Origin of the sequence: Ligilactobacillus acidipiscis (assembly GCF_900116935.1) — a bacterium.
Classification (GTDB): Bacteria; Bacillota; Bacilli; order Lactobacillales; family Lactobacillaceae; genus Ligilactobacillus; species Ligilactobacillus acidipiscis.
Genome location: NZ_LT630287.1, coordinates 1,729,399 through 1,756,233, shown reverse-complemented (window position 1 = coordinate 1,756,233; position 26,835 = coordinate 1,729,399). Strand labels below are relative to the sequence as shown.

Sequence of the window (26,835 nt, the reverse complement as noted above, 5' to 3'; positions counted from 1 at the left end):
GTACAAGTCGGTTAGTTCTCGCATTCATCCGTCACGTTTCGCTCTGTTTTGTATTCGAGCTGCGCATGGCAGAAGTTTGCGCCTAGCCGACTTTCACACTCCAATGCTGAAAAACGCATTATAGCGTGAAAGCCCGTTAGTGCTCAACTTCTGAACACCATGCTCCGCTCTGTTTTCATAGTCGAGCTCTGGCAAGCAAGAAGTTCCGTCTATCCAACTTTAACAACCCAGTGCCTAAAACGTACTATGGCTGTTAAAGCCCGATATACTCGCTTCTTTCCGCTTGCCTCCACTCTGTTTTAGTAGTCGAGCTCCGTGAACCAAAAGTCTGCGCCTATCCAACTTTAACAACAAGTCGTAAAAACCACGACTTATCGTCAAAGTCCGATAGTGCTCAACTTTTAACCGGTTCACTTCGCTCTGTTTTTTAAATAGGAGGTAATTTCATGTTAAAACTTGGCATCATTGGGACTAACTGGATCACTGAACAATTTGTTAATGCTGCTCATGAAACAAAAAAGTGGCAGTTAACTTCTGTTTATTCACGTACCCTTGATAAAGCTCATCAGTTTGGCGATAAATTTGCAAGCACTTCCGAATTTTTTGATAACTTGGATGATTTCTTTGAAAAAGGGAGCTTTGACATTGTCTACATTGCCTCACCAAATAGTCTACATTTTGAACAGTGCAAACAAGCAATTTTGGCCGGAAAAGACGTTGTGGTTGAAAAACCTGCCACTTCAAATCCATTTGAAATGAAACAGTTGGTTCAAGTCCTGCGCGAACATCCAGAAACATTCCTGTTCGAAGCAGCTCGTCATGTTCACGAACCGAACTTTAAGGCAGTCAGCAAGGCTGTTGAATCATTGAATGTGGTCCAAGGTGCAACATTGACCTATGCCAAGTATTCGTCACGGTATGATGCGGTTTTAGCAGGTAAAGAACCTAATATTTTCTCGCCTGATTTTTCTGGCGGATGTGTCCAAGATTTGGGTGTTTACCTTGTGTATGATGCAATCGTGTGGTTTGGTATGCCGAGTTCTGTCGATTATCATGCTACTATGCTCCCAACCGGAGTTGATGGCAAGGGTGTTGCAATCTTGCACTACCCAGGTTTTGATGTCACACTTAATCTGGCCAAGAATGTTAATTCGTATTTGCCAGGCGAGATTTATGGACTTAAAGAAACCATCCGGATGGATCATTCCAGTGATTTGAATAAGGTTGTTTTAGACGATGGTAACGGACATCAAAAGGAATTATCTGTGCCGCAAAAGGATAATCCAATGGTCGCTGAAGCTAATGAATTTGCCGATGTGCTAAATGACAAAGGCTCCAACGATGCAAAACAATTAGAAGAAGACTGGCTCGCTTATGCTGTGCAGGTCAATAAAGTCCTGTATCAATTGCGGCAAAGCGCCAACATTAAATTTAAGGCCGATAGAGTGGCCGAAGAAGTAGAAGAGGAAAATAATGAATCCTAAGTTTGTTGAAGAATTTGAAAAAGAGAAGTTTGCCGGCTTAAGCCCGATCCAAGAGGCTGTTTACGAACCCTTATCAGCTGGTAAAAATGTAATTGGGTATGCGCCAACTGGCTCCGGTAAGACATTAGCTTACGCGATGCCTTTGTTAGAGACACTGCTGCCCAAGGATGGGACCCAGTTGTTAGTGCTGGTACCATCGCAGGAGTTAGCCGTACAGGTCAATAACGTTATGGGGCGTTTTGCGTCTTTATTAGGAATGAAGTCGATCGCTGTGATTGGTGGAGCCAATGTTAAGCGCCAGTACGAAAAGCTGAAAAAACACCCAGAGGTCATCGTTGGGACTCCGGGCAGGGTCTTGGACGTGATCAAAGAGCGCAAGCTGAAGATGCACAAGTTAACTGCATGTGTGATCGATGAAGCAGACCAAATGTTGGCTGATGAGGCATCCTTGGCTTTATGCCGAGAAATCGTCAGTCATGCTCATGCTGATATCCAATTGTCTTTCTTCTCTGCAACAGATTCTGCTAATTTATCCGACGTTCATCATTGGTTCGGAGTCGAGCCTGAGGTGATCGATGTACGTCAGATCGACAATACTCAAGGTCATGTGACTCATTATTTGATCGAAAGTCCGGTTCGAAAGCGAGTTGAAATGTTACGGAAACTTGCTAATTTGGATGACTTTGCAGGGTTAGTCTTCTTTGATTCAACCACTCAAGTCAAAGATGCGTCCGAAAAACTTGCTTTTCAACACGTTGCGATCGGTGAATTAAGCTCGGGGCAAAGTTCTCAAAAACGTAAGCAAGCCCTGGCTGATCTGCGCAAACGAAAGATCAGATTGTTATTGACTACGGACGTAGCAGCGCGTGGTTTGGATATTGCAGAACTGCCGGCTGTTGTCAATTTTGATATCCCCCGTGACCTCACAACCTACATTCACCGCAGCGGTCGGACCGGTCGGATGGGTGCGCAAGGAACAGTGATCAATTTAGGCAACGAACATGATCTGCGTCAGTTTAAACAACTGGTCAAAGACAAAGACTATGATCTGCAAACGGGCTATATATACCAGCATCAGTTGGTTACTGATCTTAAAGCGGCTCAAGCTGAAAATAAGCAGCAAAATAAACCTAAAAAGAAGAAAAAGAAAACTAAAACTGAGATAAAACAAATTCGAGCTGAAGAAAAGAAACAAAGTATCAAGCATAAGAAAAATCGGAAACGTGACCGAAAAAATAAGGGTAAGCCTAAGCCAAAAAAGAGGCAAGGCGAGTAACCGAACTTCATTTGCCAAGAAGTTTGGGCCCAAGTAAAGGAAAGTTGCAAAGTTGGTCAAACTGCTTTTAATCAGGTCGTAAATGGCTTATGATAATAGAGTAGACAAATGCTTATCAAAACGAGGTGGTCTTTGATGAAGACTTCAATTAAACTAAATGTTTCGGCACAATACATTTTCGAACGACTGGTAGATTCACGAATCTACGATATATTTGAGGCCACTGGGCGTTTTATGGCTGCTGATGAGTTAGCTGGCTTTGCCTATTCGTCGGTCAACGATGAGGGTGAATCGTGTCAGATCCAAATCACAAAGTTGATTTCTGCGGCCAGTTACCACTTTCAGGTCGAAACCAAAGATGAAATAGTTTCTAAGGCCTATGATTTGAAAAAACTGGCTGCAGATCAAGTCGAGGTCAGCTACACTCAAAAGGTAAAAGCTAAGAACTTATTGGTAGCGCTGAAAAACAAAACGAACAGCATTTTGTTTGATTGGCTGTTGGCTAACAATTTCAAAAAAATTTTGAAGCAACTAGAAATTGGTTATTAAAAATAATTGATACTATTGACTTTATGGCTTTTTAACCGCTATACTAGTAAAGGCTGGTTGCTACATGCGCTTGTAGCTCAGCAGGATAGAGCAACCGCCTCCTAAGCGGTAGGTCATCGGTTCAATTCCGATCAAGCGCATAGTATATGAACGGCATGACTGCATGGTGCAGGCATGTTGTTTTTTTTAAATGATGGAAGCAACTTGGCTCCTAATGAAATTGGTGTTGAGAGCTAGGCAGACCCACATACAAAAAGATTGTTATCTGCACGCAGATCTGCAAAACAAATGTACATCAATTAGTTGATGTGGCCCCAAGTTTGGTAAAGTTAGGTCCAGAAGAGGTCGATGTCGCCCCAAGTATGGCAAAGTTAGGGTCACATCAGGCATTAAACTTAATTAAGTAAACATTAGTAAGATAAATTAACAAATAAGGTAATGGAGTGGAGAAAATGAATAAGATCAAAATTATGACTGTCTTTGGCACTCGTCCTGAAGCAATTAAAATGGCGCCGCTGATCAAAGCAATGCAGCAACGTCCCGCGGAGTTTGAAACAATAACAGTGGTAACGGCACAGCACCGTGAAATGTTAGACCAGGTTCTGGAAATATTTAAGATCACACCTGATTTTGACTTAAATATTATGCACAAGGGACAGACCTTAAACGAGATCACGACTGACGTCTTACAAAAGCTTGACCAAGTCATCGCTGAGGCTGAGCCTGACATTATTTTAGTCCATGGTGACACTACGACCACTTTCGCTGCCAGTGTAGCTGCTTTTTACCGGCAAAAGACTTTAGGTCATGTTGAAGCCGGGTTGCGGACTTGGAATAAGTTTTCTCCATACCCTGAAGAAATGAATCGGCAAATGACGGATGTGTTAAGTGACCTGTATTTTGCACCAACAGAGCAAAGCAAGCAAAATCTGCTGCAAGAAAATCATCCTTCTGACCAGATATTTGTTACCGGTAATACTGCAATCGATGCTTTACATGAGACTGTGCAAAAAGATTATCATCACTCAGCTTTAGATGAAATTGCCGCTGAAAATCGCATGATCTTGGTCACTATGCATCGCCGGGAAAATCAAGGCGAACCGATGCGCCAAGTCTTTCATGCAATGAAAGAAGTTTTAGATGAACGACCTGATGTAGAAATCGTTTATCCGGTACATTTAAGTCCTGCTGTGCGTGAAGTTGCCCACGAAGTTTTTGCTAATGTTAAACGTGTGCACTTGATCGAACCGCAAGATGTGATCGATTTTCATAACTTATCGGCTCGTAGTTATTTCATTATGACGGATTCTGGCGGCGTTCAAGAAGAAGCACCGTCTTTGGGCAAACCTGTCCTGGTTTTGCGTGATACGACAGAACGCCCAGAAGGTGTGACTGCCGGTACGCTCAAGTTGGTCGGGACAGATCACGACCAAGTCAAAAAAGAAATGCTCAACTTGCTGGATAACAAAGACAATTATCAGCAAATGGCGGAGGCTTCTAATCCATATGGAGATGGACATGCCTCTGAACGGATCTTGGCCGCTATTAAATACCATTTTAAAGCCCAAGCAAAACGACCAGAAGATTTTAAATAAGATTTTTAGCAAACGGCGGACTGATCATCAGCGCCGTTTTTGGTTACGCTGAAACTGGGAAGTACAGTCCGAGACACATAAAAATAGCGAACTTTCCTTCCTCAGCTAAATGTCTGGATAAATAGAAAAGAGATGCAAAAATCAACTTCAGGAGGATTTTTGCATCTCTTTTTTTAGATATTTATTTCTGGCGCGAGCGACGATAGTAAATTAGTGAGACGATCCCACCGAGCAGGGCCGCTAATAAGCCGGTGATCGAGAGTTTTTGGCCTAATTTCGCTCCAGGTAACTCGTAGGTAAATGTTACCTGGTGGTGTCCGCGTGGAAGTCTAACTCCAATAAAGGCTGTATTTGTCTTTAAGACTGGGCGTTTTTTGCCATCAACTTTGACTTGCCAGCCCTTTGAGTATGGGACTGAGGAGGTCAGGATCCCTGTATTCGCGGTGGTGATCTGACCGGAAATTTTATCCTGTGACATTTTTAGATCTTGCAGCTTATCTTTTTGAATCTGTTTGACCTGTTTTTGATAATTGCTGTTTTTAGCCAAAGGCGTCGCTACGACCTTCAGATCAAAACTATAATCACCTAATTTTGAAGGTGTCAGCGTCAAAGACTGCGGCAAAGAATTATTGAAGTGACCGACATTCATCGAACCGCCCTTAATGTCCTTGTAAAATGACAATGCACTTTGTTTGGGCTGTTCGATCGTTTCAGTTCCCAAAGAAGAATCGACATTCAACTTGAAACTGGTGTCTGGTGACCCTTGCAAAACGTGATAACGCAAATACTTGTAATAGTTATACTGATTATTTTGCGATAGCAAGCCTGTCATCCCGCGAGAACTTTGGTGCAGCTGTTCGAATTTGATTTGCTGATCCAGTGAATATGGTTGATACTTGATATTCGTGAATTCCAAATGGAGCTCCGAGTCCGGATAGTAATCTTCGCTTTCTTCGTTCACTGGACGCGACAAGACGATCTGATAAGTTTCTTCACTATCCTTTTTTTCGAGATGATGAGGGTCGACCTCGTTGCCGCGACTTGAAATCAAACGATAAGGGATCTTGTTAGTTTCATTTTTGACCGTGGCTCGTTTTAAACCCCGAGCGGCTTTCTCACTGACCTTTACCCCACTGGCTAAAGCTCTTTCCTTTTGACTGGCAGTGTATTTACGCTGCTGTTTATGAGTAAAGACTTGGCCTTGCCAGTAAAACAGTGGGAAGGCGTTATCTGATTTATATCGTCTGGCCTGTTGGTCCTTATCTCCAGTGCCATTTGGATCAGTGACTAACTGAGAAGTTTTGTCTAAGTAGTAACCAGCTGGGACTTTTTGATAGTTATCTTGGTTGAGCCAGTTGAAGATGTACCGGACTCCCAAAAAGTTGTTTAAAATTGTCCGATCATCTACTTGGCGCAAAGGAACATTTGCATCATACTGAATGTTTTTCATCTCTTCAGCGAACTGACCGATATATTTGTTTTGAACAGAATAATACGACGTTAATGACGTGGAGTTATTGGGCAAGCTATTGTACAAATGATAGCCTGCGCCTAAGTCAAAGTTATTGCTGGTCGTAGAAGTTCGGTAACCTCGCTGGTCGACTGGTGCCAATTTTTTGTCCAAACCAGAGTACAAATTATCATTCAAATTTGTATATGCCCCAAGCGGCAGCATTTCGTTGGAATAGCCGCCATTGTATGGTGCTTCATAGTAGATCGCATTTAGAGAAACGTTGGCCAAGACTATCAGCATTAAGAAACGATGCGGGTGAGCTAACTGCTTAAAATGAATGATCATTAGCGCTGCTAAGCTGACAAACAAAAAGATAAACGGCACGAATAATTTCTCGTCACTTTGAAAATAATAAGTGATCCCGATGATTACGGCATAAATCAATAGTGCATAAGAAAAATACTTAAATAAGCGGTCGGACAGTTTGACAGAATCTTGGACCAAGGCACAAGTTGCCAGAGAGATTGGCAGGCATAATAGCAAGGTCCAGCGGTTCGATGGTGCCATACCACCGTTGAAAATCGCACCAAATACCGGGAATAACAACATGACAAAACTGATAATAAAAGTCGTTGATAATAATGGGAAACGTTTGAGCCTGCTAAAAATAAAGACGACTGCAAAAAAAGCGATGCTGGCATATCCAAGTGCGGACCAGAAGTAAAAGTCACGGTTACCGCCGTTGATAAATTGTGAAGGCAAAGCCAAATAGTAATAGAGTGGATAGATTTTTAAACCATTTGCAAAATTACCGGCTGCCCGGGTCGAATTCATAACAGCAAAAATTTCCGGCACTAGCATAAACGACGATACCAAGATACTAGTGAGTGTCGCAAAGGCTAGTTTACCCAAAGTTTTTAGATAATTTAAATCATGTAAATAATAGAAGGACACTCTTAAAACTAAATAAATGATCGCACCTAAACCAAGTACAAAGGCAAAATAATAATTGCTGACCAACATCCAAATAAAAGCGCCTGTGAGCGGCCAGGGTGATCCTTTCTGCAAAATTTTCTCGATTCCTAAGACCAGGAACGGAAAAATAATAAAAGGTGTCGTGAAAAAAGGCTGAGCTTCGGCAGAATACAATAAAAAGGCATTAAATAAATAAACCAAAGCGCCTGTATTGATGACATTTTTGGTGAAGTCAAAATGAGACGCCAAAAAAACAAATGACAATCCCGCACAATATAGTCGCAATACGATCAGCCACTGATAAACAACAACGACCTTAGCCGCTGGAAACAACAGTGTTAAATATGCAAAAATATCACCGATCAAGTAGTAGGAGTAAACGGAAAAATTGTCACCGCCTAAGCCCATTTGATAAGACCATTGGGGTAAGGAAGAGATCTTACCGCTGAGCAGGTCTCCTAATCCTTGGCGGAAATTTTCCAGCAAGGGTAAATGCTGGTTAGCTCCATCTAACCGCCAGATCAACGAATGTCCTGTCAATAAGTATGTTCCAAACATACAGACTGCGACGATTAAAAAGACGATCGTATAATCACGATAGAGATGTTTGATTTGATGATGTTTGACCGAAAAATGCACAAAAAAACCTCCAATTCATTCTTTAATATTGTAACCTAAAAAAGGCCTGAGCAATATTGAATTGGAGATTTTTTAATTGTTTCTTCTAATTTTGACTGGCAAGCTGCACCAGCCAGAACTTTTTGCCTGATCAACTTGAACATCACGACAAGAAAAGCACTTGTCATAATGCTCAAGTCCATTAGTGCTCGAGTACTCCCGGCTTGCCTCCGCTCTGTTATCTTAGTCGAGCTACGCAAGCCAAAACTTTCCGCCCAATCAACTCCGACATCACGACAAGAAAGGCACTTGTCATAATGCCTGAGTCCCTTGGTGCTCGAGTTTTCCCGGCTTGTTCCGCTCTGTTTTATAGTCGAGCTACGCATGGCAGAAGTTTGCGCCTAACCGACTTTCACACTCCAATGCTGAAAAACGCATTATAGCGTGAAAGCCCGTTAGTGCTCAACTTCTGAACGCCATGCTCCGCTCTGTTTTAGTAGTCGAGCTCCGTGAACCAAAAGTCTGCGCCTATCCAACTTTAACAACAAGTCGTAAAAAACACGATTTATCGTCAAAGTCCGATAGTGCTCAACTTTTAACCGGTTCACTTCGCTCTGTTATTATTTATTGCCATTTTTAAAAATCAAAAACTTGCTGAAGAAGTAGTTGATCAAGACAACAACTACCTGGTCGAGTAACTTGGTTAAATTTTTATCAACTTTCAAGACTGAAACGCCTAAAAACATGATGGCAGCATCGATCACCAAGGAAACACCGCGGTAGAAAAAGAATTTGCCCATTTCACTCCAAAAGGCTTTCATTGTAGTGTACTTGGAACCAAAAACCCATACTTTGTTAGTGAAAAAGGCAAATAGCACCGAAAGCAGCCAGGCGATCACGTTTGCTAGCTGGTAGTACAAAGCAAATACTGTTCCAAATAAGTAGAAAGCGATAATGTTGATCAGTGTGGTTAAGACACCAAAGAAAAGATAGGCGATCACACCTTTATATTTAAGCCAAATTTTTTTAATGGTTGTCATTTATTTTGTTGTTCCTTATATGTGTTTACCAATTTTTGACTGAAGTCATCTAATGCTGCCAGGTCTTCATCAGAGTCTGGTGCTAGATTGATTTTAAGGTCTGGAGCGCCTTGGATCGCATGGGCTTTTTTCATGGCATTGCTGAAATCATCGACAGCAGTGCAGTAAAAACCTTCATAGAAGGTGTCGCCAGATCCAGCAACTCCATATACTTTACCACTGAGATCCGCTTCTTCTTTGAGGTCGTCATAGAAGTCTAGCCCCTCATCAGGCAAAGCTCCCTCGTCATAAGTGTAAGGGCAGATCACACAAATATCTGCCTCCTCGAAGTCTTCGATCTCTGCTTGAGAGATCTCGATTTGCTCGATCTCAAAACCTTGATCTTCTAAATTATCAGACACAATATCTGCGATATCTTCATTATTCCCTGTAATTGTGGCGAAAACAACTTTTGCCGTTGGCATGACTGATCCTTCTTTCAAAATTTATATCAACAGCTATTATAGCAGATTATGTGAGAAATTTATCCTTTAGTTTGGTAAAATTAAACATTAATTCTCAAATACGCTATAATGAAGGGGTACCCGAGTAGACACTGGAAAGATCTTCTGTTTTGTAGTAGTGTGTTTGCTTAGGAATACTGAATAAATAGAACGAAATATTATTCAAATATCTGGAATTAATGGAGGTAACTTATAGATGATAACTTTGAAATCGGACCGCGAGATCAAAGAAATGGCTGAGTCTGGTGCAATTTTGGCCGGCATGCACGTTGGGATCCGTGATTTGATCAAACCAGGTATGTCAAGCTGGGATATCGAAGAGTTTGCACTGAAGTATTTTAAAGAGCACGATGCGATCCCTGAACAAATTGGTTTTGAAGGATACAAGTACGCAACTTGTATCAGTGTTAATGATGAGATCTGCCACGGTTTTCCACGTAAAGACCTGATCTTGAAAGATGGCGACTTGATCAAAGTGGATACTGTTGTCAACTATCATGGTGCAATGAGTGATTCTTGCTGGAGCTATGTGGTCGGTAAATCAACACCTGAGATCGACCGGTTAATGGATGTTACGAAAAAGGCTTTATATTTGGGAATTGACCAAGCTCAGGTCGGTAATCGGATCGGTGACATCGGTGCTGTGATCCAACATTACACTGAAGATGAAAACGGCTATGGCGATGTTCGTGAATTTATCGGCCACGGCATCGGACCTACAATGCATGAAAGCCCTAATGTACCGCACTACGGTGAAGCAGGTAAAGGCTTGCGCTTACGTCCTGGCATGACAATCACGATCGAACCAATGATCAACATGGGCGGCTGGCAAGCAGTTATGGATGACCCAAATGGCTGGACAGCACGGACACAAGATGGCAGCTTATCTTGTCAATTCGAACATACGTTGGCTATTACCAATGATGGGCCGAAGATTTTAACGTCCCAGGATCATGAGTTTGACTCAAAATATTTGCTTTAAAATTTTAAGTAAGTATAATTCAGGCTAGAGGTAAACATTTTTGTTATGAAAAGGGATACATTTACTAATAGCCTATTAATTGATATAATGTCAGCGGACTACCTAGTAAGTTAGTTGTACTAATAATGCTAGTAATATGTACTAATTATTATAGAGGAGCGATCAAATGAAAGTAAGAAAAGCTGTTATTCCAGCTGCTGGACTAGGAACGCGTTTTTTGCCGGCAACTAAAGCTTTAGCTAAGGAAATGTTACCGATCATTGATAAACCAACGATCCAATACATCGTTGAGGAAGCTAAAAAATCAGGTATCGAGGACATTTTAGTTGTCACAGGGAAGGGTAAACGTCCGATCGAAGATCACTTTGACTCGGTCCCTGAATTGGAACAAAATTTGAAAGATAAGGGCAAAACAGATCTTTTAAAGCTAGTTGAACAGACTACGGATATCAACCTTTACTTCATCAGACAATCTCATCCCCGTGGCTTAGGCGATGCTGTCTTGATGGCCAAAGATTTTGTGGGCGATGAACCCTTTGTTGTGATGTTAGGTGATGACATCATGGAAGACAAGGTACCATTGACTAAGCAATTAATGCAACGCTATGAAGATACGCATGCATCTACGTTAGCAGTAATGAAGGTCCCACATCAAGAAGTTAATAAATATGGTGTGATCGACCCAGCCGCACAGACAAAACCTGGCTTGTACGATGTTAAGCGTTTCGTTGAAAAACCGGATGTTGATAAGGCGCCATCTGACTTGGCAATTATTGGTCGTTACTTGTTAACGCCTGAGATCTTCCAAATGTTAGAGACACAAAAACCGGGCGCCGGTAACGAAGTTCAATTGACTGACGCGATCGATCGTTTGAACAAGATCCAACGCGTATTTGCTCATGAATTCAAAGGTGACCGTTTTGATGTCGGCTACAAGTTTGGCTACTTGAAGACTTCGATCGAATTTGGCTTACGTCATCCAGAAGTTAAGGATGAATTACGAGCATACATTAAAGATCTCAGCAAAAAAATTAAGTAAATTGATGCTGGTAAATAATCACGGGAGTTCTGATCAAGATCAGAGCTCTTTTTTTAGAGTTTTGATTGGTTTTTTAAAGAGTGAGATGGTACACTTCCAGTGTTTATATTTCTGACTCTACTATTTATTTTATTTTTAGTGTAAAATGAATGGTGTAATAATTATTGTGTATTTTATATGTACACATCTGTAAAAGTTATTTTTCAATACACATTTAATAATAGTAGGGGAGTAGTATTATGTAAAAACATAAGAAACACGTACACTCAAGACGCAAGAAAACACTGAAGAAAGTTGGCTGGACAGTCTTAGCTGTCGTGATCTTACTCGCTGTTGGCTCGTGGGCCTGGGGCAGTACGTTGGTTCAGAGTCGTGTTCAGGCTTCTTTTGGCAATAATGCGGCATATCAAAAAAAGGAGTACGATAAGCAACGTGCCTTTGCCAAGAAGAAATATGGTGACACAACGGAGAATACTGCTGCGGTTAAAAAAAAACCGACGGCAAAAGAAAGTTCCTCTGCAAGTAAAACAAACAGTTCTACTAAAAAAACGTCAAGTGATCAAAAATATATCTACATCACGGTCAAACAGGGTGAATATTTGTCAACGATCGCTAACAATTACAATACGACAGTCGACATGTTAGTCGAGTTAAATGATTTAGAAAGTCGTGATATTTCGGCTGGAGTCCAACTTAAGGTCCCAGCTAATGGTAATACTTCAACGGGGAATTCAGCAGATAGCTCAGGACAGTAAAAGTGATATAGGATGTGAACTAACTGAATGGATCTCGGAAAAAAATTTCAGCCGGTCAAGAAATTTGTGCGGCTAGTGATCAAACAATTTGGAGAAGTGAACATTGGCAATACTGCGATAGTGACGGCTTATTATTCACTGTTAGCAATATTTCCGATGCTGATTTTTATAACTAACCTGCTTCCAATGTTGGGTCTGAAGGCGGACACGATCCTGCCTTATTTGCAAACAGCTTTCCCATCAACGGTCTTTAGTACTATCAAACCGATCGTGATGGACTTTTTGAATAATAGTTCTGGTAGTTTGGCTTCAGTGACTGGGATACTAACGATCTGGTCAGCAAGTCGGGGAGTTAATGCCCTAAAAATGTCGATCAACCAAGTATATGGGGTCAAAGATTATGATAATGCAATTACCAGCCGCATCTTTTCATTCTTTATGATCTTGTTGTTTGCGATCATCGTGATCGTGGCTTTTGTTGTCAACAGTTTTGGTCAGATCGTCCTTGAATATTTAACACCGATTTTCCATTTATCGTTAGGGTGGTTAGATGCTTTTTCGAAATATAAATCATTAGCTACTCTGGTAATTATCTTTTTGGTAATGGTCTTCCTTTATGTGACTTTGACTAATGCCAAGACCCACTTGCGTTATGTGTGGCCTGGAGCGTTATTTGCCGCAGCAGGGTGGATGATCTTGACACAAGGTTTTTCGATCTATTTGAAATATTTTGCCAAATCAGTTCTGAGTTACGGGACGATCGGAACGTTTATCGTCTTGCTGTTCTGGTTGAATTTTTCCAGTTGGCTTATTTTACTGGGGGCTTTATTGAATTCAACTTTAGAGAGGTATCACTACGGTAAAATCGAGCCTAAAAAGACTGCTATTAAAAGATTGTATGATCGGGTGGATCCAATGAATAAAGACAATTCTAAAAAGAAAAAGTCTACTAAATAAAAAGTTTTAATTCAAAATACCTCATAGTTAGATCGAAGTGCAACAAACGATCTAGTTATGGGGTATTTTGAATTTATTGTCTGGTACTACTCTGTTTTTGAAACGCCACGCTCAATAACTTACTGGCAAAGTTTATTTGGAAAACGCAAATCAGTCTTTAGAACAGTTCAAGTAACTTCAGAAAAACTCCCAGTTTGGTTGAAAATCTGACTGGGAGTTTGCTAATGATTATTCTGAATTTTTATCTTCAAGATAGCGGGTGATCATATCACCTGAAAATCCCTTGCGATAGAGACCCTGACGAACTTTTTGTACTCGTTGCTTTTGTTCATAACGGTGGTTTTTACGCCAAAGTTTGTCGCCTTGTTCCTGTAGAGCAGCTGTTTCTTCTTGATCATCGGGTTGAAGGTCTAATTCGTCCATGATCAAGTTGATCACATCACTGGAAAAACCTTTTTGCATTAATTGCTGCCGGACCTTATTATTTTTAGTGCGGAATGATTCGCCGTGAAAGTGCTTAGCGCTTTTTTTAGCAACAGTCACTCCGTTTTCTACCTGCTGCTCTTCTGGAAATTCTGCCAGTGCTTCTTCAATATCAACTGCAGGGACTCCTTTTTGGCGGAGTTTGTTGGCAATCACGGTTGGCCCTTTATCTGCAGTTTTAGCCATGGTGCGAACATAACTTTGAGCATATTGCAGATCATCTATCAAGTCCATTTCTGCTAATTTGGCTAAAGTCGATTCAATATCTTGCTCTGCGATCTCATTTTGACGCAAATGGTCGCGGACTTCGCGTTTTGTTCGTAGCTGATGGGCTAGGTAATTCAAAGCTTTTTGGTAGGCTTTAGAAGTATTGTCAGCCTCTTTGATGTTTTCGATGTCTTCGTCAGTTAGCTCTTTACCCTTGCTTAACGCAAAGCGGATCAGAACATCTTCACCGATCGGAAAAGAATATTTACCATCTAGGTATACATTGTAGCGACCCTTACGTTTCTGTGTTTTGATCAGGGTGATCGTTTTTGTCAAAATAGTCCTCCCCTTAACTCTCAAAAATTAGTTATTATAGATATTATAATAGCAAAAGCAGCTATTTTCCACGGTTAGCATGTTATAATCGAAAGCGACAGACTGACAGAAAACTAATTTCACTGCCGGTATGAAGGGAAAAGTAATGAAAAATAATCAGTATACAGCACAACATAATAAAAAGCAGCACGGCTCCCAACGTGATAGTTTGCTGGAAAAGGTCATTTTAGTAACTATTAAACGACTTGGGATTAATGGTGAAGGCATCGGCTATTATAAGCGGAAGATTATTTTTATTCCGGGAGCCTTACCACATGAAGATGTGTTAGCACGTATCACGCTTGAAAAAAAGAAATATTTGGAAGGCGAATTGGTCCGTGTCAAAAAGAAGAGCAAAGACCGGGTCAAACCGATCGATCATTATAATGTTGGCGGCATTGAGCTGGAACATTTGGCTTATCCAGCTCAGCTTAAATTTAAACGAGATGTGATCAAGCAAGCTCTAAAAAAATACCGTCCTGCCGATTTTGCTAACTATCAGATCAAAGCAGCGATCGGCATGGAAGAGCCGTATCATTACCGTAATAAGCTGCAATTCCAGGTACGGGCGGGAGAACACGGCAAGATCAAGGCAGGTTTGTATCGTCCAGACAGTCATGAGCTAGTTGACTTGCCAACATTTTCCACCCAAACTGACCTTTCGCTGAAAACCGTGCGTTTGATTTGCAAGTTGTTAGCCAAGTGGAAGATCCAACCATACCATGAACGTCAAGATGCAGGGATCGTTAAAACGGTGGTCGTGCGTGAGTCTTTTGCCAACCATCAACTGCAAGTCGTACTTGTCAGTCGGACTAAAAAGATCCCCCAGATCAATAATCTGATCACTGATCTGGTCAAGCAAGAACCAGCTGTCGTTTCGGTCATGCAAAATATCAATCCGCAAAAAACATCTTTAGTGTGGGGAGCCAAAACTGTTCATCTTTATGGACAAGACCAGTTAGTTGAAAGAATTGGCAATGTTGAGTACCGTTTGTCGGCGCGCGCTTTTTTCCAGCTGAATACTCTTCAGACTGAAAAGTTATATGCAAAAGTGAAGGAAGCTCTTGATTTAGAGGCAGGGGAGCTGTTAGTTGACGCCTATTGCGGTGTCGGAACGATCGGCATTTTTCTGGCACAAGAAGCTCGTGGGGTCTACGGCATGGATGTCACACCTGAAGCAATCGTTGATGCACGGCAAAATGCGCAACTGGCTGGTCTGACTAACGCCCACTATGAGGTTGGAACGGCACAAGATTGGTTTGCAAAATGGACCAGTCAAGGGATCATCCCAGATGCTTTGGTTGTTGATCCGCCACGAACCGGTCTGGATGATAAGCTGATCGCTACTATCTTGAAATATCGACCGGCCAAATTTGTTTACGTTTCTTGTAATCCCTCAACTTTGGCTGCTGACTTGGTTTTGTTGACCAAGGCTTACACAGTAGAATACATTCAACCGCTGGATATGTTCCCGCAAACGGCACGCAGTGAAGCAGTGGTTAAACTTAAATTGAAAAAATAAAAAACTAAGCTGAAATGAACAAAAGTCTAGGAATATACTTTGTGCATTTCGGCTTGTTTTGCTATAATTAGAGTGATTTCGGTGTATTTACACCTGTGTTTATGGAAAGCAGGGAAGTTTATGCGACATTTCAGTGGACCCAAGGAAGGCGAGTTCATTACTTTAAAGAGTTATAAACACGATGGTAGTTTACACCGCACATGGCGTGATACGATGGTTTTGAAAACTAGTGAAAATGCTTTGATCGGATGCAATGACCATACTTTAGTCACAGAATCTGATGGGCGCAGATGGCTCACCCGGGAGCCGGCATTGGTTTATTTTCATGCTAATTACTGGTTTAATATTGTAACCATGATCCGTGATAATGGGATCTCCTATTATTGTAATTTGGCTTCACCGGCGGTTTTAGATAAAGAGGCATTGAAGTATATTGATTATGACTTGGATGTGAAGGTCTTTCCAAATGGGGAAAAGCGGCTCTTAGATGTCGATGAATATCAGGAGTTTGGTTCACGTTGGCATTATTCGGCGGAAACAGACAAGATCTTAAAACATAATGTGCGGACATTAGTGGATTGGATCGATCATAAAAAAGGACCGTTTTCACAAGAATATGTCGAGATCTGGTACAATCGCTACTTGGAATTATCTAAGCGGCAGTAAACCAAGACCGGTGTTTATAACAATAAAAAGTTCAACGATGGCAACTTAGGTTGTGTGTCGTTGAACTTTTTTGATCAAAGGATAGCTTTTGTCCTTTTAGTTTGCGGTGAAAATTATTTAATATTAGTAAACAGATTTGTTTAAAACCTTGTTAAATCGGACTTGATTTGTCATCAGATTGCTTGAAAAGTATAAATATGGTATTGTTACTCTCGTAAATAGTTCGTAATTATCGAAAAAATAAGATTGGGATGAAACGTTGATCATGAGTAAAAAAGTTGCTGTTTTAGGCGCCGGTTCTTGGGGTAGCGTTCTTGCAAATGTTTTAATCGAGAACCAAAACCAAGTTGAATTGTGGACCTATAAGGCTCCTCAAGCTGACGAAATTAATTCACAACATACCAATAATAAATACATCAAAGATTATCATTTTTCTGAGAAATTGCATGCAACAACAGATATGAATGAAGCTTTGAAGGATGCTGAAGTTGTGTTATTTGTTGTGCCGACTAAAGCTATTCGTGAGGTTGCAGTTCAAGTCTGTGATGTTTTGCGTTCAACCAATAATGCTCCCTTGATCGTTCATGCCAGCAAGGGCTTGGAATTAAAAACCTACAAGCGGATCTCTGAGATCATCGATGAAGAGATCCCATCAGGATATCGGCAGGGGATAGTTGCCTTGTCCGGACCTAGTCATGCTGAAGAAGTTGCGCACCATGACTTGACTCTGATCACTGCTGCTAGTGAAGACCTAGAATGTGCTAAGGAAGTTCAGTCTTTGTTTATGAACGAGTATTTGCGGATTTATACTAACCCAGACCTCTTAGGAGTTGAATTAGGAGCTGCATTTAAAAATATTATCGCGCTTGGTGCAGGTGCTTTGCATGGTCTTGGCTATGGCGATGATGCCAAAGCAGCCCTTATGACTCGTGGACTGGCTGAAATCAGTCGGATCGGAGTGGCCTTTGGGGCTGATCCGCTGACCTTTATCGGCCTTTCTGGTGTCGGAGATCTGATCGTTACTTGTACTAGTGTCCATTCCCGTAATTGGCGTGCTGGTGACCAGCTTGGTGCCGGTAAAAAACTGCAAGATGTGATTGCCGATATGGGAATGGTCATCGAAGGGATCAACACTACACAAGCAGCTTACGAGCTCGCACAGCAAAAACAGATCGACATGCCGATCACCACTGCAATTTATAATGTTTTATACCAAGGTGCGGACATTAAAGAAGAAGTGGGCGGACTGATGACCCGTGAAGGAAAGTCAGAAGAAAGTGCTTCAACTTTTAATTTTACTGAACAAAACTAAATCATGTCTCATTATAAATGGACCTCGGCTGGAGAATTAAATTGTCTTTCTCTTAGTTGAGGTCCTATTAATTGGTAGTGGACAATTATTTCATTCTCTTTAATTATTCCGCTAGTAATTGACAGTTACTGGCTATTTCTTTAATATTTAACATATCCGAGTTTAAAAATTTCAGGGAGATTATGATGGCTAAAATTGAATTAAAATATATAACAAAAGAAAGTCCTTTGTTGATCGACAAGAAAGAACGTAACAAAGGTGTTGTACAAACTGCCGAAAATGATAGTTTTTGGCAATTACGCGGTATCTCTTTAGACATAAATGATGGCGAAGCTGTTGGTTTAGTCGGGATGAATGGATCAGGTAAATCTGCTTTATTGCAGATCATTGCCGGTTTAACACAACAAACGACTGGCTTTATTACTTGTCCGAGCCGGATCAATCTTGCTTCTGCAACCCACGGCTTGGCTGATGACCAGACTGGGTTGGAAAACATTCGTACTAAGATCGCTGAAGCTGATATTGATAGTTTCAAAGGTGACCATTTGACCAACGGAGTGATCAATTTTTGTGAACTGGGTCAGTGGCTGTATCGGCCGGTTTCGGAATATTCTATTGGTATGCGGGCTCGCTTGAGCTTGGGGATCGCCTTATATATTCAACCAGAATTGGTTTTGATCGATGATTTGTTTTTCTTGTTGGATCAGGATTTCTTTCAAAAAACGGCGGCAAGGATCCAACGGTTAAAAGATCTCGGGGTTTCATTTTTCATTAGTGATTCACGCGGTTTGAACGTTGAGGCTTTCTGTGAAAGAACAGTTTGGCTGCAGTTTGGTGAACAACAAGACTTTGGCCCGTCACGTGACGTGATGCAACAGTATCAATACTTTATTGACTATTATTATGGTTTGAGCCTGCCGGAACAAAATGATTATTTGGCTAAAAAGCAACAAGAACAGGTCGACTTTGATATCAGTCATTTGTACGATGAGTTCAAGAGCGAACAATTTAAGCAGGGTTATACTCGTAAAGATGAACCGCGTATGCGCAAAGCCTTCTTTGTGGAACGCGGTGCTGATCCAGTTGGTAAAACAGCGAAGAAGGAAAAGACTGTTAATACTGAAAGTGAACCAGCTCCAGCTCAACCTAAAAAATCGGGTAAAATGGGTTGGATAGTGACTGCAGCGGTCATTTTGGTATTTGGCGGCGGTTGGTGGTTCGCTGAAAGTCAGCAGTTTAGCCTAAGCGGTAAGCAGGCAAGCGAGTCTTCTCAGGTCGAAAAAAGAGAAAAGGCAGACTCTAGTTCGCTAGCAGCAGCTAAAAAGAAAAGCAATACCAGTTCTGATATTGCGGCCTCGAGTGCGGCTAAAAAACAAGCTAGTGAAAAGAAAGCCAGCTCAGAAAAGGCCGCTTCAGAAAAGGCTGCTTCGGAGAAAAAAGCCAGTTCTGAAAAGAGCGCAAGTTCAGCTAGTTCTTCATCACAAGAAGAAACACAAACAGTTAATGTTGGCGATGGGGAAACGATCGGCGAATTGGCTCAGAAATATGCCACGACCGTTGCTAAGATACAAGAACTAAATAATATGGGCAGCGACATTAACTTAACTGCCGGCGATAGCGTCAAAGTTCCAAAATAATTTGTTTAAAGTGTTTGATATATAGTATAATTTATACCATGTAAACTTAATTATTGGAGTGGTGGAAAATTATGGATGCTGATCCTGGACAGCAGTGGGGTTTGTTGATTCTAGCCTTAGTGTTGATGGTACTAGGTTTTTGTTTTGCTATATATGAGCGGGCTTTGAAGACCACAACGAATCAGGCGCTTGAAAGTGCTAGTGAATCGTTGTCTGCTAAAAAGAAAGAAAAAGTCGCAGGTTTGATCAAAAGATTACCTCATGAATTTCAAATGGCGCAGGTTGCTCGTTTAACGACCTGTTTGCTTGCCTTGATATTTTTAGTAACGGCTGTCTTTTTAGCACTAGGCGAAAGTCTAACAAGTGTGCTCGTTAGTGGGATCGTACTAGGAGTAGTTGCCAGTGCCATAAACGAGCCGCTGTTCGTTAAGTTGCCACTAAAAGTTGTTGTTCATGATCCAGTTAAAGCAGCCTTAAAGGGTTACCGTATTTTGCATTGGGTCATTTCATTATTCATTCCAATTGTTTTTGCGATCAACTGGTTCTGCAAGTTGTTGGGCAGGGATAAGATCGTAGCGGTTGAACCTAGTCAGGTAATGTCTTGGCAAAATATCGTCGATTTGATCGAAGAGGGTCGCAGTAAAGGTGAGATCGATAACGACGAATATGAAATGATCGAGGGGATCTTGTCTTTACATGAGAAGATGGCCCGCGAAGTAATGGTGCCGCGAATTGATGCATTTATGATCGATATTACGAATGATAATGACCGAAGTATTGATGATATCCTACAGATGAATTATTCGCGTGTACCAGTCTACCATGAAGATAAGGATAATATTATCGGTGTTGTGCACATTAAAAACTTGGTGAAGGCTGCACGACAATTTGGTTTCGAACATACTACGATCCGGCAAGTGATGCGGGAACCTTTCTTTGTTCCAGAAACCATTATGATCGATCAACTGATTTATGAAATGAAGAAAAAGCAAAATCAAATGGCGATCTTGCTGGACGAATATGGAGGGGTGGTCGGACTTGTTACCTTGGAAGATTTGATTGAAGAGATCGTTGGGGAAATTGAAGACGAGTCTGATGAACCGGATCAAATGATGATCTCACTCACACCAGCTGATTTTCTGGTTCAAGGAAAAATGGCCTTAGATGATTTTAATGACGAATTTGGTCAAGATCTCCAAGTTCCAGATGTCGATACAATTGCCGGCTATGTGATCACGCAACTTGGCTATATTCCACAAGAATCCGATGTTGATTCAGTTACCCTGGATGACGGTTCAACGATCGTGGTTCATAAGATGGAAGATGATCGCTTGTTAGAATTAGAAATAGAATTATCGCATGAGGCGGTCGACTATCGAGTTGAACGTGAGAAATCGAAGAAGAAGGCTCAAGCTAAACTTGAACTAAATCGATGAAAGTAAATTTGATAAAATCTGGATAGTAACAACTGGACTGGTCTGTTAACAATTTTAAAACCGGTCCTTTTTTTTAAAATATGAAATAAATAAAAATGAGGAATAGTGAGAAAAATGAATAAAAAAGAATTAGATAGTGAAGTTGCCAAACGGCGGACCTTTGCTATCATATCACACCCTGACGCTGGGAAAACGACGATCACTGAGCAATTGCTGCTTTTTGGTGGCGTTTTACGTTCTGCAGGAACGGTCAAGGCTAAAAAAAGTGGGAACTTCGCTAAATCAGACTGGATGGAAATCGAAAAGAAACGTGGGATCTCTGTTACCAGTTCAGTGATGCAGTTTGACTATGCTGGAAAAAGGATCAACATTTTGGATACACCTGGGCATGAGGACTTCTCTGAAGATACTTATCGAACTTTAATGGCGGTTGACTCTGCGGTGATGGTGATCGATGCTGCCAAGGGGATCGAACCTCAGACCAAAAAGCTGTTTCAGATCTGTAAAATGCGGGGGATCCCGATTTTCACCTTTATGAATAAACTTGATCGTGACAGTAGGGAACCGCTGGATCTCATCGCTGAATTGGAAGATGTTTTAGGTATTGATGCTTACGCAATGAACTGGCCAATTGGAATGGGTAAAGGTCTCAAGGGTTTATATGACATCTATAATAACCGGATCGAACTTTATCATTCAGAAGATAAGGGTCAGGACTTCTTACCACTGAATGAAGACGGGACCTTGGCAGTCGATGACAAGTTAGCTGAGGACAGCATTTACCAGCAGGTTTTGGATGATGTTGAGTTAGTTAAAGATGCCGGGAATGAATTTGACGCTGACAAGATAGCTAAAGGTGAACTTACACCAGTCTTCTTTGGTTCAGCTCTGACTAATTTTGGGGTCAAAACTTTCCTAGATGCTTATTTGCAGTTTGCTCCAGCCCCTGCTTCACATCAAACTATTGCAGAGACCGAAGTTCAACCCGATTCAGAAGATTTTTCTGGTTTTATTTTTAAGATCCAGGCTAATATGAATCCAAACCATCGGGACCGGATCGCATTTGTGCGCATCTGTTCCGGAGAGTTTGAGCGCGGCATGGATGTCAACTTAAAGCGTACTGACAAAAAGATGCGTTTATCTAACTCGACCCAATTTATGGCGGACACCAGAGAAAACGTTGAAAGTGCAGTGGCAGGGGACATTATTGGATTATATGATACCGGTAATTTTCAGATCGGTGATACTATTTACACGGGTAAAAATGCGGTAGAGTATCCCAAATTACCACAATTTACCCCAGAATTATTTATGCGAGTCACTGCTAAAAATGTGATGAAACAAAAATCATTTCATAAAGGTATTCAACAATTAGTTCAGGAAGGTGCAATTCAGCTGTATCAGAGTTATTCGACAGGTGATTACATTTTGGGTGCTGTAGGGCAGCTGCAGTTTGAAGTTTTTCAATTCCGGATGCTAAATGAATATCACTCAGAAGTTGTTTTGACTCCGTTAGGACATAAGATCGCCCGTTGGATCGATCCAGAACAATTAGACGAAAAGATGGCTAGTTCCAGAAATATGCTGGTTAAAGATCGAAACGAAAAGCCATTATTCTTATTTGAAAACGAGTTTGCTGAACGCTGGTTTGCTGATAAATATCCAGATGTTAAGCTGTTTTCATTACTATAAAAACAAAGTGGAAACAAGCGGGAAGAAGCGAGTATATCGGACTTTAATCCCATAGTACGTTTTTAGTACTGTGGGGTTGAAGTTGGATAGACGGAGCTTCTTGCTTGTTGGAACTTGACTATAAAAACAAAGTGGCATTTAATTTCAAAAAAGCTCGAGTCTTTCTTTTTCTTCAGGAAAACGAGAAGGACGCGAGCTTTTTAGGTTTTAAAATTTTAAATATTCGGCTAGTAACCAGCCGACATTAGCAACTTGGTACCACTGCATACCGTTGATGTTTTTTTGTGCGCTAAGTTTAACAGTCTGACCATCCATTAATTGTGCTGTTTTTTTACCGCAAGGAAGATCATATAAATTAACCTTTTTGCCTGGAATAAAATCGATCCTGGCTGATGCTTTAAGGGAAACAGCATAACTTTCAGGGACATTATTGGTTTGAGCCATCTGTGTTAAATATTTGTTTTTATCAACTAATTTGATATTTTCGTCAGCTTTTACCCAGGTATTTCCGCCTAAACAATACCAGATCTGGTTGTCAGTCGTTGTGACGGTTTTAAAAATTTGCCAAAAAGTATTTTTAGCTAAAGTCATCTTTAAAGTTCGACCGTGGGGTTCACTGACGCATTTAATGAAGTCAGTGGTTTTTAACAACCGTAACTCTTCGTCAACTTTTTCCCATAATTTCTGACGGTACAAATAAGTCACAAACTGTTGTCTTTCCAAGAAATGCCCAGTTACCGGTCCCCGAGCCTGCAATAAACGATAATTAGCGAAACTTGGAGCAACCAGGGAATAGGGGGCATGTAATTTTCCGCGGACAAATTCAGGTTTAGCCAGCATTGTTTGTTGATCTATATCTTTGGCCAATAGCCACACAACTGCTGCTTGATGCCTATGATAGTGGATTTTGATCACACCATATTTGTGAATGAAAGTAGATGTATAGCCTTCGATTTGACTGATATAATAATCGCTAAATCGTTTCAGCTTGAGATCAATTTCTTGTCCGCGATAGCCATGTAAAACTTGAGCCGCTGCCAAATAATTTTGTTTTTCATCTAGATACAAGACCAATAAAGCAGCAGGGATCGGACGTGCACTTGCACTAGTTGAAGTCAGTACACCTTGGTTAAAACTTTGTTTTTTTGAAACACTCATGATCTCAGAGTGGATCTCAGGTCGTATTGTGACTTTAGAGTCGTTATTTTCATGATAAATACGTGTCTGAGTATATTCTGTTGTGGAAGGTGTTTTTTCGTTTTTTTCAGCTGAAAATTCTTTTCTAAGTACTTTCAAACCGCGTTTGATAACGTTAAATGGTTCGAAACCTGACATACAATCCACCTCTTCCACCTAAATTTTATTTCTTACTTATTATTATAACGTAACAAGGGAGCTTTTTTAAATATGAATTTAGTAATGCTTGCACAACTTAGTTAAAAACATTAAAAAAGCAAAATATACTAGAGTCCGAACCCAGGTTCAAAACTGAAAGCGTATTTTGCTGGCTGAAATATTTTTTTAAATTGTTTGGACTCTTGTTTTAACTGAGGTCAGACTGGATCTCGATCACTTTATCCGCTCTGGAGATGGTAGCATCGGCCTTGGATTCACCTAAGAGGTTGTCTAAAACAAAATTGATCTCTTTTTCTGTGATGGAACGTAATTTATTAGAGATCACGATCTCGTTGGAACTTTCCTTTTTTTTGTGAACGACGATCGAATTCCCCAGCGTGTAAACTTTAATAAAGTGAGCAGGTGAATTTCTTAGTTCTTTGCTGATCTCATGTGCATAACTATTTGTAACGTCGACTAAATTCAACATTTTATGACCTCCCAGTGTTTTGTCCTTTGACTATATTATATATTAAAATTTACCAATCCAAAAATTTAAAGTACTCAAAAGAGGAGATTTTTTAACTCCCATAAAACATAAAGTTTGTGAAATAAGTCAATTATTAAAGGAAAGTGATAAATTACTATGTTTTAATCAAAAACAGCGAAAAAAAGCACAGGCGCTCAACATACTGAGCGCCTGTGCAAGCACTAATTACTATTCAGTTGTATGGGAACTGCTATCTTCAGCAGACTTTTCGACTGGCTCATCATTTTTAGTGATCTTGATCACGCCATCTTCAAGTCGAGCAGATAAGTTCTTATTGTTAGGATTGTCAAGATAATAATCAGCTATCTTATCTTCTAGTTGTTCTTGAATAACACGGTGTAATGGACGTGCACCCATCTTCGGGTCATAACCAAGGTCAACTAATTTATCAGCAACTGGACCAGTAACGTGAAGTTCGATCCCTTTAGCAGCCAACATTTCGTTAACATCATCTAACATTAAGGAAACAATGTGATGCAAATTCTCCTTGGATAAAGCATTAAATTCAACGATACCGTCAAAACGGTTCAAGAATTCAGGTTTGAAGTATTTGGATAAGCTGTTCAAAATTGAATGAGTCTCACCGGAAGCTTCAGCACCAAAACCTACGGAAGAAACAGAATCACCACTGCCGGCGTTAGAAGTCATGATGATGATCGTATCCTTAAAGGACACTGTCCGACCCTGAGAATCTGTTAAACGTCCATCATCTAAGATCTGTAAGAATGTGTGCAAAACATCCGGATGGGCCTTTTCAACTTCATCCAACAAAATCAAGCTGTATGGGTGACGCCGAACTTGTTCGGTTAATTGACCAGCTTCTTCATAGCCAACATATCCTGGCGGTGAACCAATCAGTTTCGAAACTGAGAATTTCTCCATGTATTCACTCATATCAAAGCGGATCATTGCATCTTCGGTTCCGAATAACTCACGAGCTAATTGCTTAGCAGTTTCAGTTTTACCGACACCGGTTGGACCAACGAATAAGAAAGAACCAATCGGACGGCCGGATTTGTTAAAGCCGACCCGGTTACGCCGGATCGCCCGCGCAACCTTCGTCACAGCTTGGTCTTGCCCGATCACATGCTGTTCTAGTGAATTTGCTAAATTCTTCAGTTGTGTTTGCTCTTTTTCTTTTAATTCGCCAACTGGAATGTCTGTTTTTTCTTCGACGATCTTTTCCATATCTTTTTCAGTGATCTCAGGAGTCGACTCATCAGTCGTCGAGTTTTCCTTCATCTTATTGAACTTGGAAACTTGATCACGATAGTAAGCAGCTTTTTCATAGTCCTCAGCTTTCAAAGCGGCCTGCTTTTCTTCTTCAGCCTTGTTGATTTTTTCATCCATCACTGCTGGATCAACTGTATGAATCGTTAGGTTTTTCTTCGAGCCGGCTTCATCCAAGAGGTCAATTGCTTTATCAGGCAAGAAACGGTCTTGAATATAACGGTCTGATAGAGTAGCTGCAGCTTCCAAAGATTTTTCAGAAAACTTAACGTGATGATAATCTTCATATTTGCCACTGATCCCTTGCAAGATCTTGATCGTTTCTTCAACTGAAGGTTCATCGACTTGGATCGGTTGTAAACGACGAGCTAAGGCAGCATCTTTTTCAATCGTCCGATATTCATTTAATGTTGTAGCACCGACCAATTGCAGTTCGCCACGAGCCAGGGCTGGTTTCAAAACGTTACCCGCGTCCATACCGCCTTCGGCATTGCCAGCACCCACGATCTCATGAATTTCATCAATAAAGAGGATCGTATTCTTCTCTTTTTTCAATTCATCCATTAATTGTTTCATCCGCTCTTCGAACTGACCACGGATCCCCGTGCCCTGAACGAGTGAAACAACATCTAAGCGGACAACTTTTTTATTTTGCAATTTTTGCGGAACATCATTATCAACAATTTTTTGGGCCAAGCCTTCAACAACAGCTGTTTTACCAACACCAGCTTCACCGATCAAGACTGGATTATTTTTTGTTCGCCGGTTTAAGATCTCGATCACGCGCTCAATTTCTTTATCTCTACCGATCACTGGGTCGATCCTGCCATTTTGAGCCTCATTAGTAAGGTCCAGGCCATACTGACCGAGGATCGTATTGCTACCGTTATTGCGGCCATTACCGCCAGCAGCTTGAGTTGGCGGAACTTGTCCTTGTCTTTGTGCACCTTGTTGGTCACTAGACATTGCTCGGAATAAGTCGTCTAGGTTACCAAAACCAAATGGATCTTGCATCATGGAACTAGAACGACCGTTATTCCCAGCTTGATCTTTTAACTTCTGATAACAGTTTTGGCAAAGATCGATCGAAGTTTGCCGACCGTTGATACTAGTTGTCAAATGGATCGTTGCTGGGTTCTGATGACAATTTTGACATAACATATA

General features: G+C 41.0%; 21 protein-coding genes and 1 tRNA gene. 15 read left to right on the top strand and 7 right to left on the bottom strand.

Annotation, left to right across the window (positions count from 1 at the left end; genetic code table 11):
* Positions 1 to 446 precede the first annotated feature (446 nt).
* The 5 genes from BQ5903_RS08155 to wecB all read left to right on the top strand — a co-directional run bounded on the left by BQ5903_RS08155 (position 447) and on the right by wecB (position 4,904).
* Positions 447 to 1,484: a Gfo/Idh/MocA family protein gene (locus tag BQ5903_RS08155; protein WP_010496987.1), complete on the top strand. Its 1,038-nt coding sequence runs from the start codon at positions 447 to 449 to the stop codon at positions 1,482 to 1,484.
* Positions 1,474 to 2,760 carry a DEAD/DEAH box helicase gene (locus tag BQ5903_RS08150; RefSeq protein ID WP_010496989.1) on the top strand — a complete coding sequence of 429 codons (1,287 nt, stop codon included), beginning with the start codon at positions 1,474 to 1,476 and terminating at the stop codon, positions 2,758 to 2,760. Before BQ5903_RS08155 ends, BQ5903_RS08150 begins: the two co-directional genes overlap by 11 nt.
* A gap of 135 nt (positions 2,761 to 2,895) precedes the next feature.
* Positions 2,896 to 3,309: a DUF3284 domain-containing protein gene (locus BQ5903_RS08145; RefSeq protein ID WP_010496991.1), complete on the top strand. Its 414-nt coding sequence runs from the start codon at positions 2,896 to 2,898 to the stop codon at positions 3,307 to 3,309.
* A gap of 66 nt (positions 3,310 to 3,375) precedes the next feature.
* A tRNA-Arg gene (locus BQ5903_RS08140) sits at positions 3,376 to 3,449 on the top strand.
* Between the two features lie 312 nt (positions 3,450 to 3,761).
* A complete protein-coding gene (wecB, locus tag BQ5903_RS08135; RefSeq protein WP_079579308.1) occupies positions 3,762 to 4,904 on the top strand; it encodes a non-hydrolyzing UDP-N-acetylglucosamine 2-epimerase in 1,143 nt (380 codons plus the stop codon).
* 181 nt (positions 4,905 to 5,085) lie between these two features.
* Here the strand turns inward: wecB and BQ5903_RS08130 are convergent, their stop codons facing one another.
* From BQ5903_RS08130 to BQ5903_RS08120, 3 genes are all read right to left on the bottom strand, one after another.
* Entirely contained in the window at positions 5,086 to 7,971 is a 2,886-nt protein-coding gene (locus tag BQ5903_RS08130; RefSeq protein ID WP_079579307.1) for a YfhO family protein, read from the bottom strand.
* A 599-nt stretch (positions 7,972 to 8,570) separates the two neighbouring features.
* Positions 8,571 to 8,990 carry a GtrA family protein gene (locus BQ5903_RS08125; RefSeq protein ID WP_010497006.1) on the bottom strand — a complete coding sequence of 140 codons (420 nt, stop codon included), beginning with the start codon at positions 8,988 to 8,990 and terminating at the stop codon, positions 8,571 to 8,573.
* The gene (locus tag BQ5903_RS08120; RefSeq protein ID WP_010497008.1) at positions 8,987 to 9,454 is read right to left on the bottom strand and encodes a flavodoxin; all 468 of its coding nucleotides are present in this window, start codon (positions 9,452 to 9,454) and stop codon (positions 8,987 to 8,989) included. Before BQ5903_RS08120 ends, BQ5903_RS08125 begins: the two co-directional genes overlap by 4 nt.
* Before the next feature lie 235 nt (positions 9,455 to 9,689).
* On the opposite strand from BQ5903_RS08120, the gene map reads away from it, so the two are divergent.
* The 4 genes from map (at position 9,690) to BQ5903_RS08100 (ending at position 13,226) form a co-directional block, all read left to right on the top strand.
* Entirely contained in the window at positions 9,690 to 10,475 is a 786-nt protein-coding gene (gene map, locus BQ5903_RS08115) for a type I methionyl aminopeptidase (RefSeq protein ID WP_010497010.1), read from the top strand.
* A gap of 166 nt (positions 10,476 to 10,641) precedes the next feature.
* Complete coding sequence (galU, locus tag BQ5903_RS08110) at positions 10,642 to 11,514, top strand: UTP--glucose-1-phosphate uridylyltransferase GalU (protein WP_010497012.1); 873 nt, start codon at positions 10,642 to 10,644, stop codon at positions 11,512 to 11,514.
* Positions 11,515 to 11,831: 317 nt separating this feature from the next.
* Positions 11,832 to 12,269 carry a LysM peptidoglycan-binding domain-containing protein gene (locus BQ5903_RS08105; RefSeq protein ID WP_231920829.1) on the top strand — a complete coding sequence of 146 codons (438 nt, stop codon included), beginning with the start codon at positions 11,832 to 11,834 and terminating at the stop codon, positions 12,267 to 12,269.
* A gap of 27 nt (positions 12,270 to 12,296) precedes the next feature.
* Positions 12,297 to 13,226, top strand: coding sequence for a YihY/virulence factor BrkB family protein (locus tag BQ5903_RS08100; protein ID WP_010497023.1), 930 nt, complete (start codon positions 12,297 to 12,299; stop codon positions 13,224 to 13,226).
* A gap of 228 nt (positions 13,227 to 13,454) precedes the next feature.
* On the opposite strand, the gene recX is transcribed toward BQ5903_RS08100, so the two are convergent.
* Complete coding sequence (gene recX / locus BQ5903_RS08095; RefSeq protein WP_010497025.1) at positions 13,455 to 14,252, bottom strand: recombination regulator RecX; 798 nt, start codon at positions 14,250 to 14,252, stop codon at positions 13,455 to 13,457.
* 130 nt (positions 14,253 to 14,382) lie between these two features.
* Between recX and rlmD the strand changes: the two genes are divergently transcribed.
* From rlmD to BQ5903_RS08065, 6 genes are all read left to right on the top strand, one after another.
* On the top strand, positions 14,383 to 15,813 hold the full coding sequence (rlmD, locus tag BQ5903_RS08090) for a 23S rRNA (uracil(1939)-C(5))-methyltransferase RlmD (protein WP_407936219.1): 1,431 nt from the start codon (positions 14,383 to 14,385) through the stop codon (positions 15,811 to 15,813).
* Positions 15,814 to 15,933: 120 nt separating this feature from the next.
* The gene (locus BQ5903_RS08085; protein ID WP_010497028.1) at positions 15,934 to 16,479 is read left to right on the top strand and encodes a DUF402 domain-containing protein; all 546 of its coding nucleotides are present in this window, start codon (positions 15,934 to 15,936) and stop codon (positions 16,477 to 16,479) included.
* 265 nt (positions 16,480 to 16,744) lie between these two features.
* The gene (locus BQ5903_RS08080; protein WP_010497029.1) at positions 16,745 to 17,791 is read left to right on the top strand and encodes an NAD(P)H-dependent glycerol-3-phosphate dehydrogenase; all 1,047 of its coding nucleotides are present in this window, start codon (positions 16,745 to 16,747) and stop codon (positions 17,789 to 17,791) included.
* Positions 17,792 to 17,976: 185 nt separating this feature from the next.
* Positions 17,977 to 19,428 carry an ATP-binding cassette domain-containing protein gene (locus BQ5903_RS08075; protein ID WP_056971524.1) on the top strand — a complete coding sequence of 484 codons (1,452 nt, stop codon included), beginning with the start codon at positions 17,977 to 17,979 and terminating at the stop codon, positions 19,426 to 19,428.
* A gap of 71 nt (positions 19,429 to 19,499) precedes the next feature.
* Positions 19,500 to 20,864, top strand: coding sequence for a hemolysin family protein (locus BQ5903_RS08070; RefSeq protein WP_079579305.1), 1,365 nt, complete (start codon positions 19,500 to 19,502; stop codon positions 20,862 to 20,864).
* A 114-nt stretch (positions 20,865 to 20,978) separates the two neighbouring features.
* A complete protein-coding gene (locus BQ5903_RS08065; RefSeq protein ID WP_010497032.1) occupies positions 20,979 to 22,556 on the top strand; it encodes a peptide chain release factor 3 in 1,578 nt (525 codons plus the stop codon).
* Between the two features lie 207 nt (positions 22,557 to 22,763).
* Here BQ5903_RS08065 and BQ5903_RS08060 read toward each other — a convergent pair whose 3' ends face one another.
* The 3 genes from BQ5903_RS08060 to BQ5903_RS08050 form a co-directional block, all read right to left on the bottom strand.
* Entirely contained in the window at positions 22,764 to 23,891 is a 1,128-nt protein-coding gene (locus BQ5903_RS08060; RefSeq protein WP_079579304.1) for a MucBP domain-containing protein, read from the bottom strand.
* 208 nt (positions 23,892 to 24,099) lie between these two features.
* Positions 24,100 to 24,381 carry a DUF1827 family protein gene (locus BQ5903_RS08055; protein WP_010497034.1) on the bottom strand — a complete coding sequence of 94 codons (282 nt, stop codon included), beginning with the start codon at positions 24,379 to 24,381 and terminating at the stop codon, positions 24,100 to 24,102.
* Between the two features lie 228 nt (positions 24,382 to 24,609).
* Positions 24,610 to 26,832 (bottom strand): ATP-dependent Clp protease ATP-binding subunit, encoded by a 2,223-nt coding sequence (locus tag BQ5903_RS08050; protein WP_079579303.1) that lies wholly within the window; start codon positions 26,830 to 26,832, stop codon positions 24,610 to 24,612.
* Between the last annotated feature and the right edge of the window lie 3 nt (positions 26,833 to 26,835).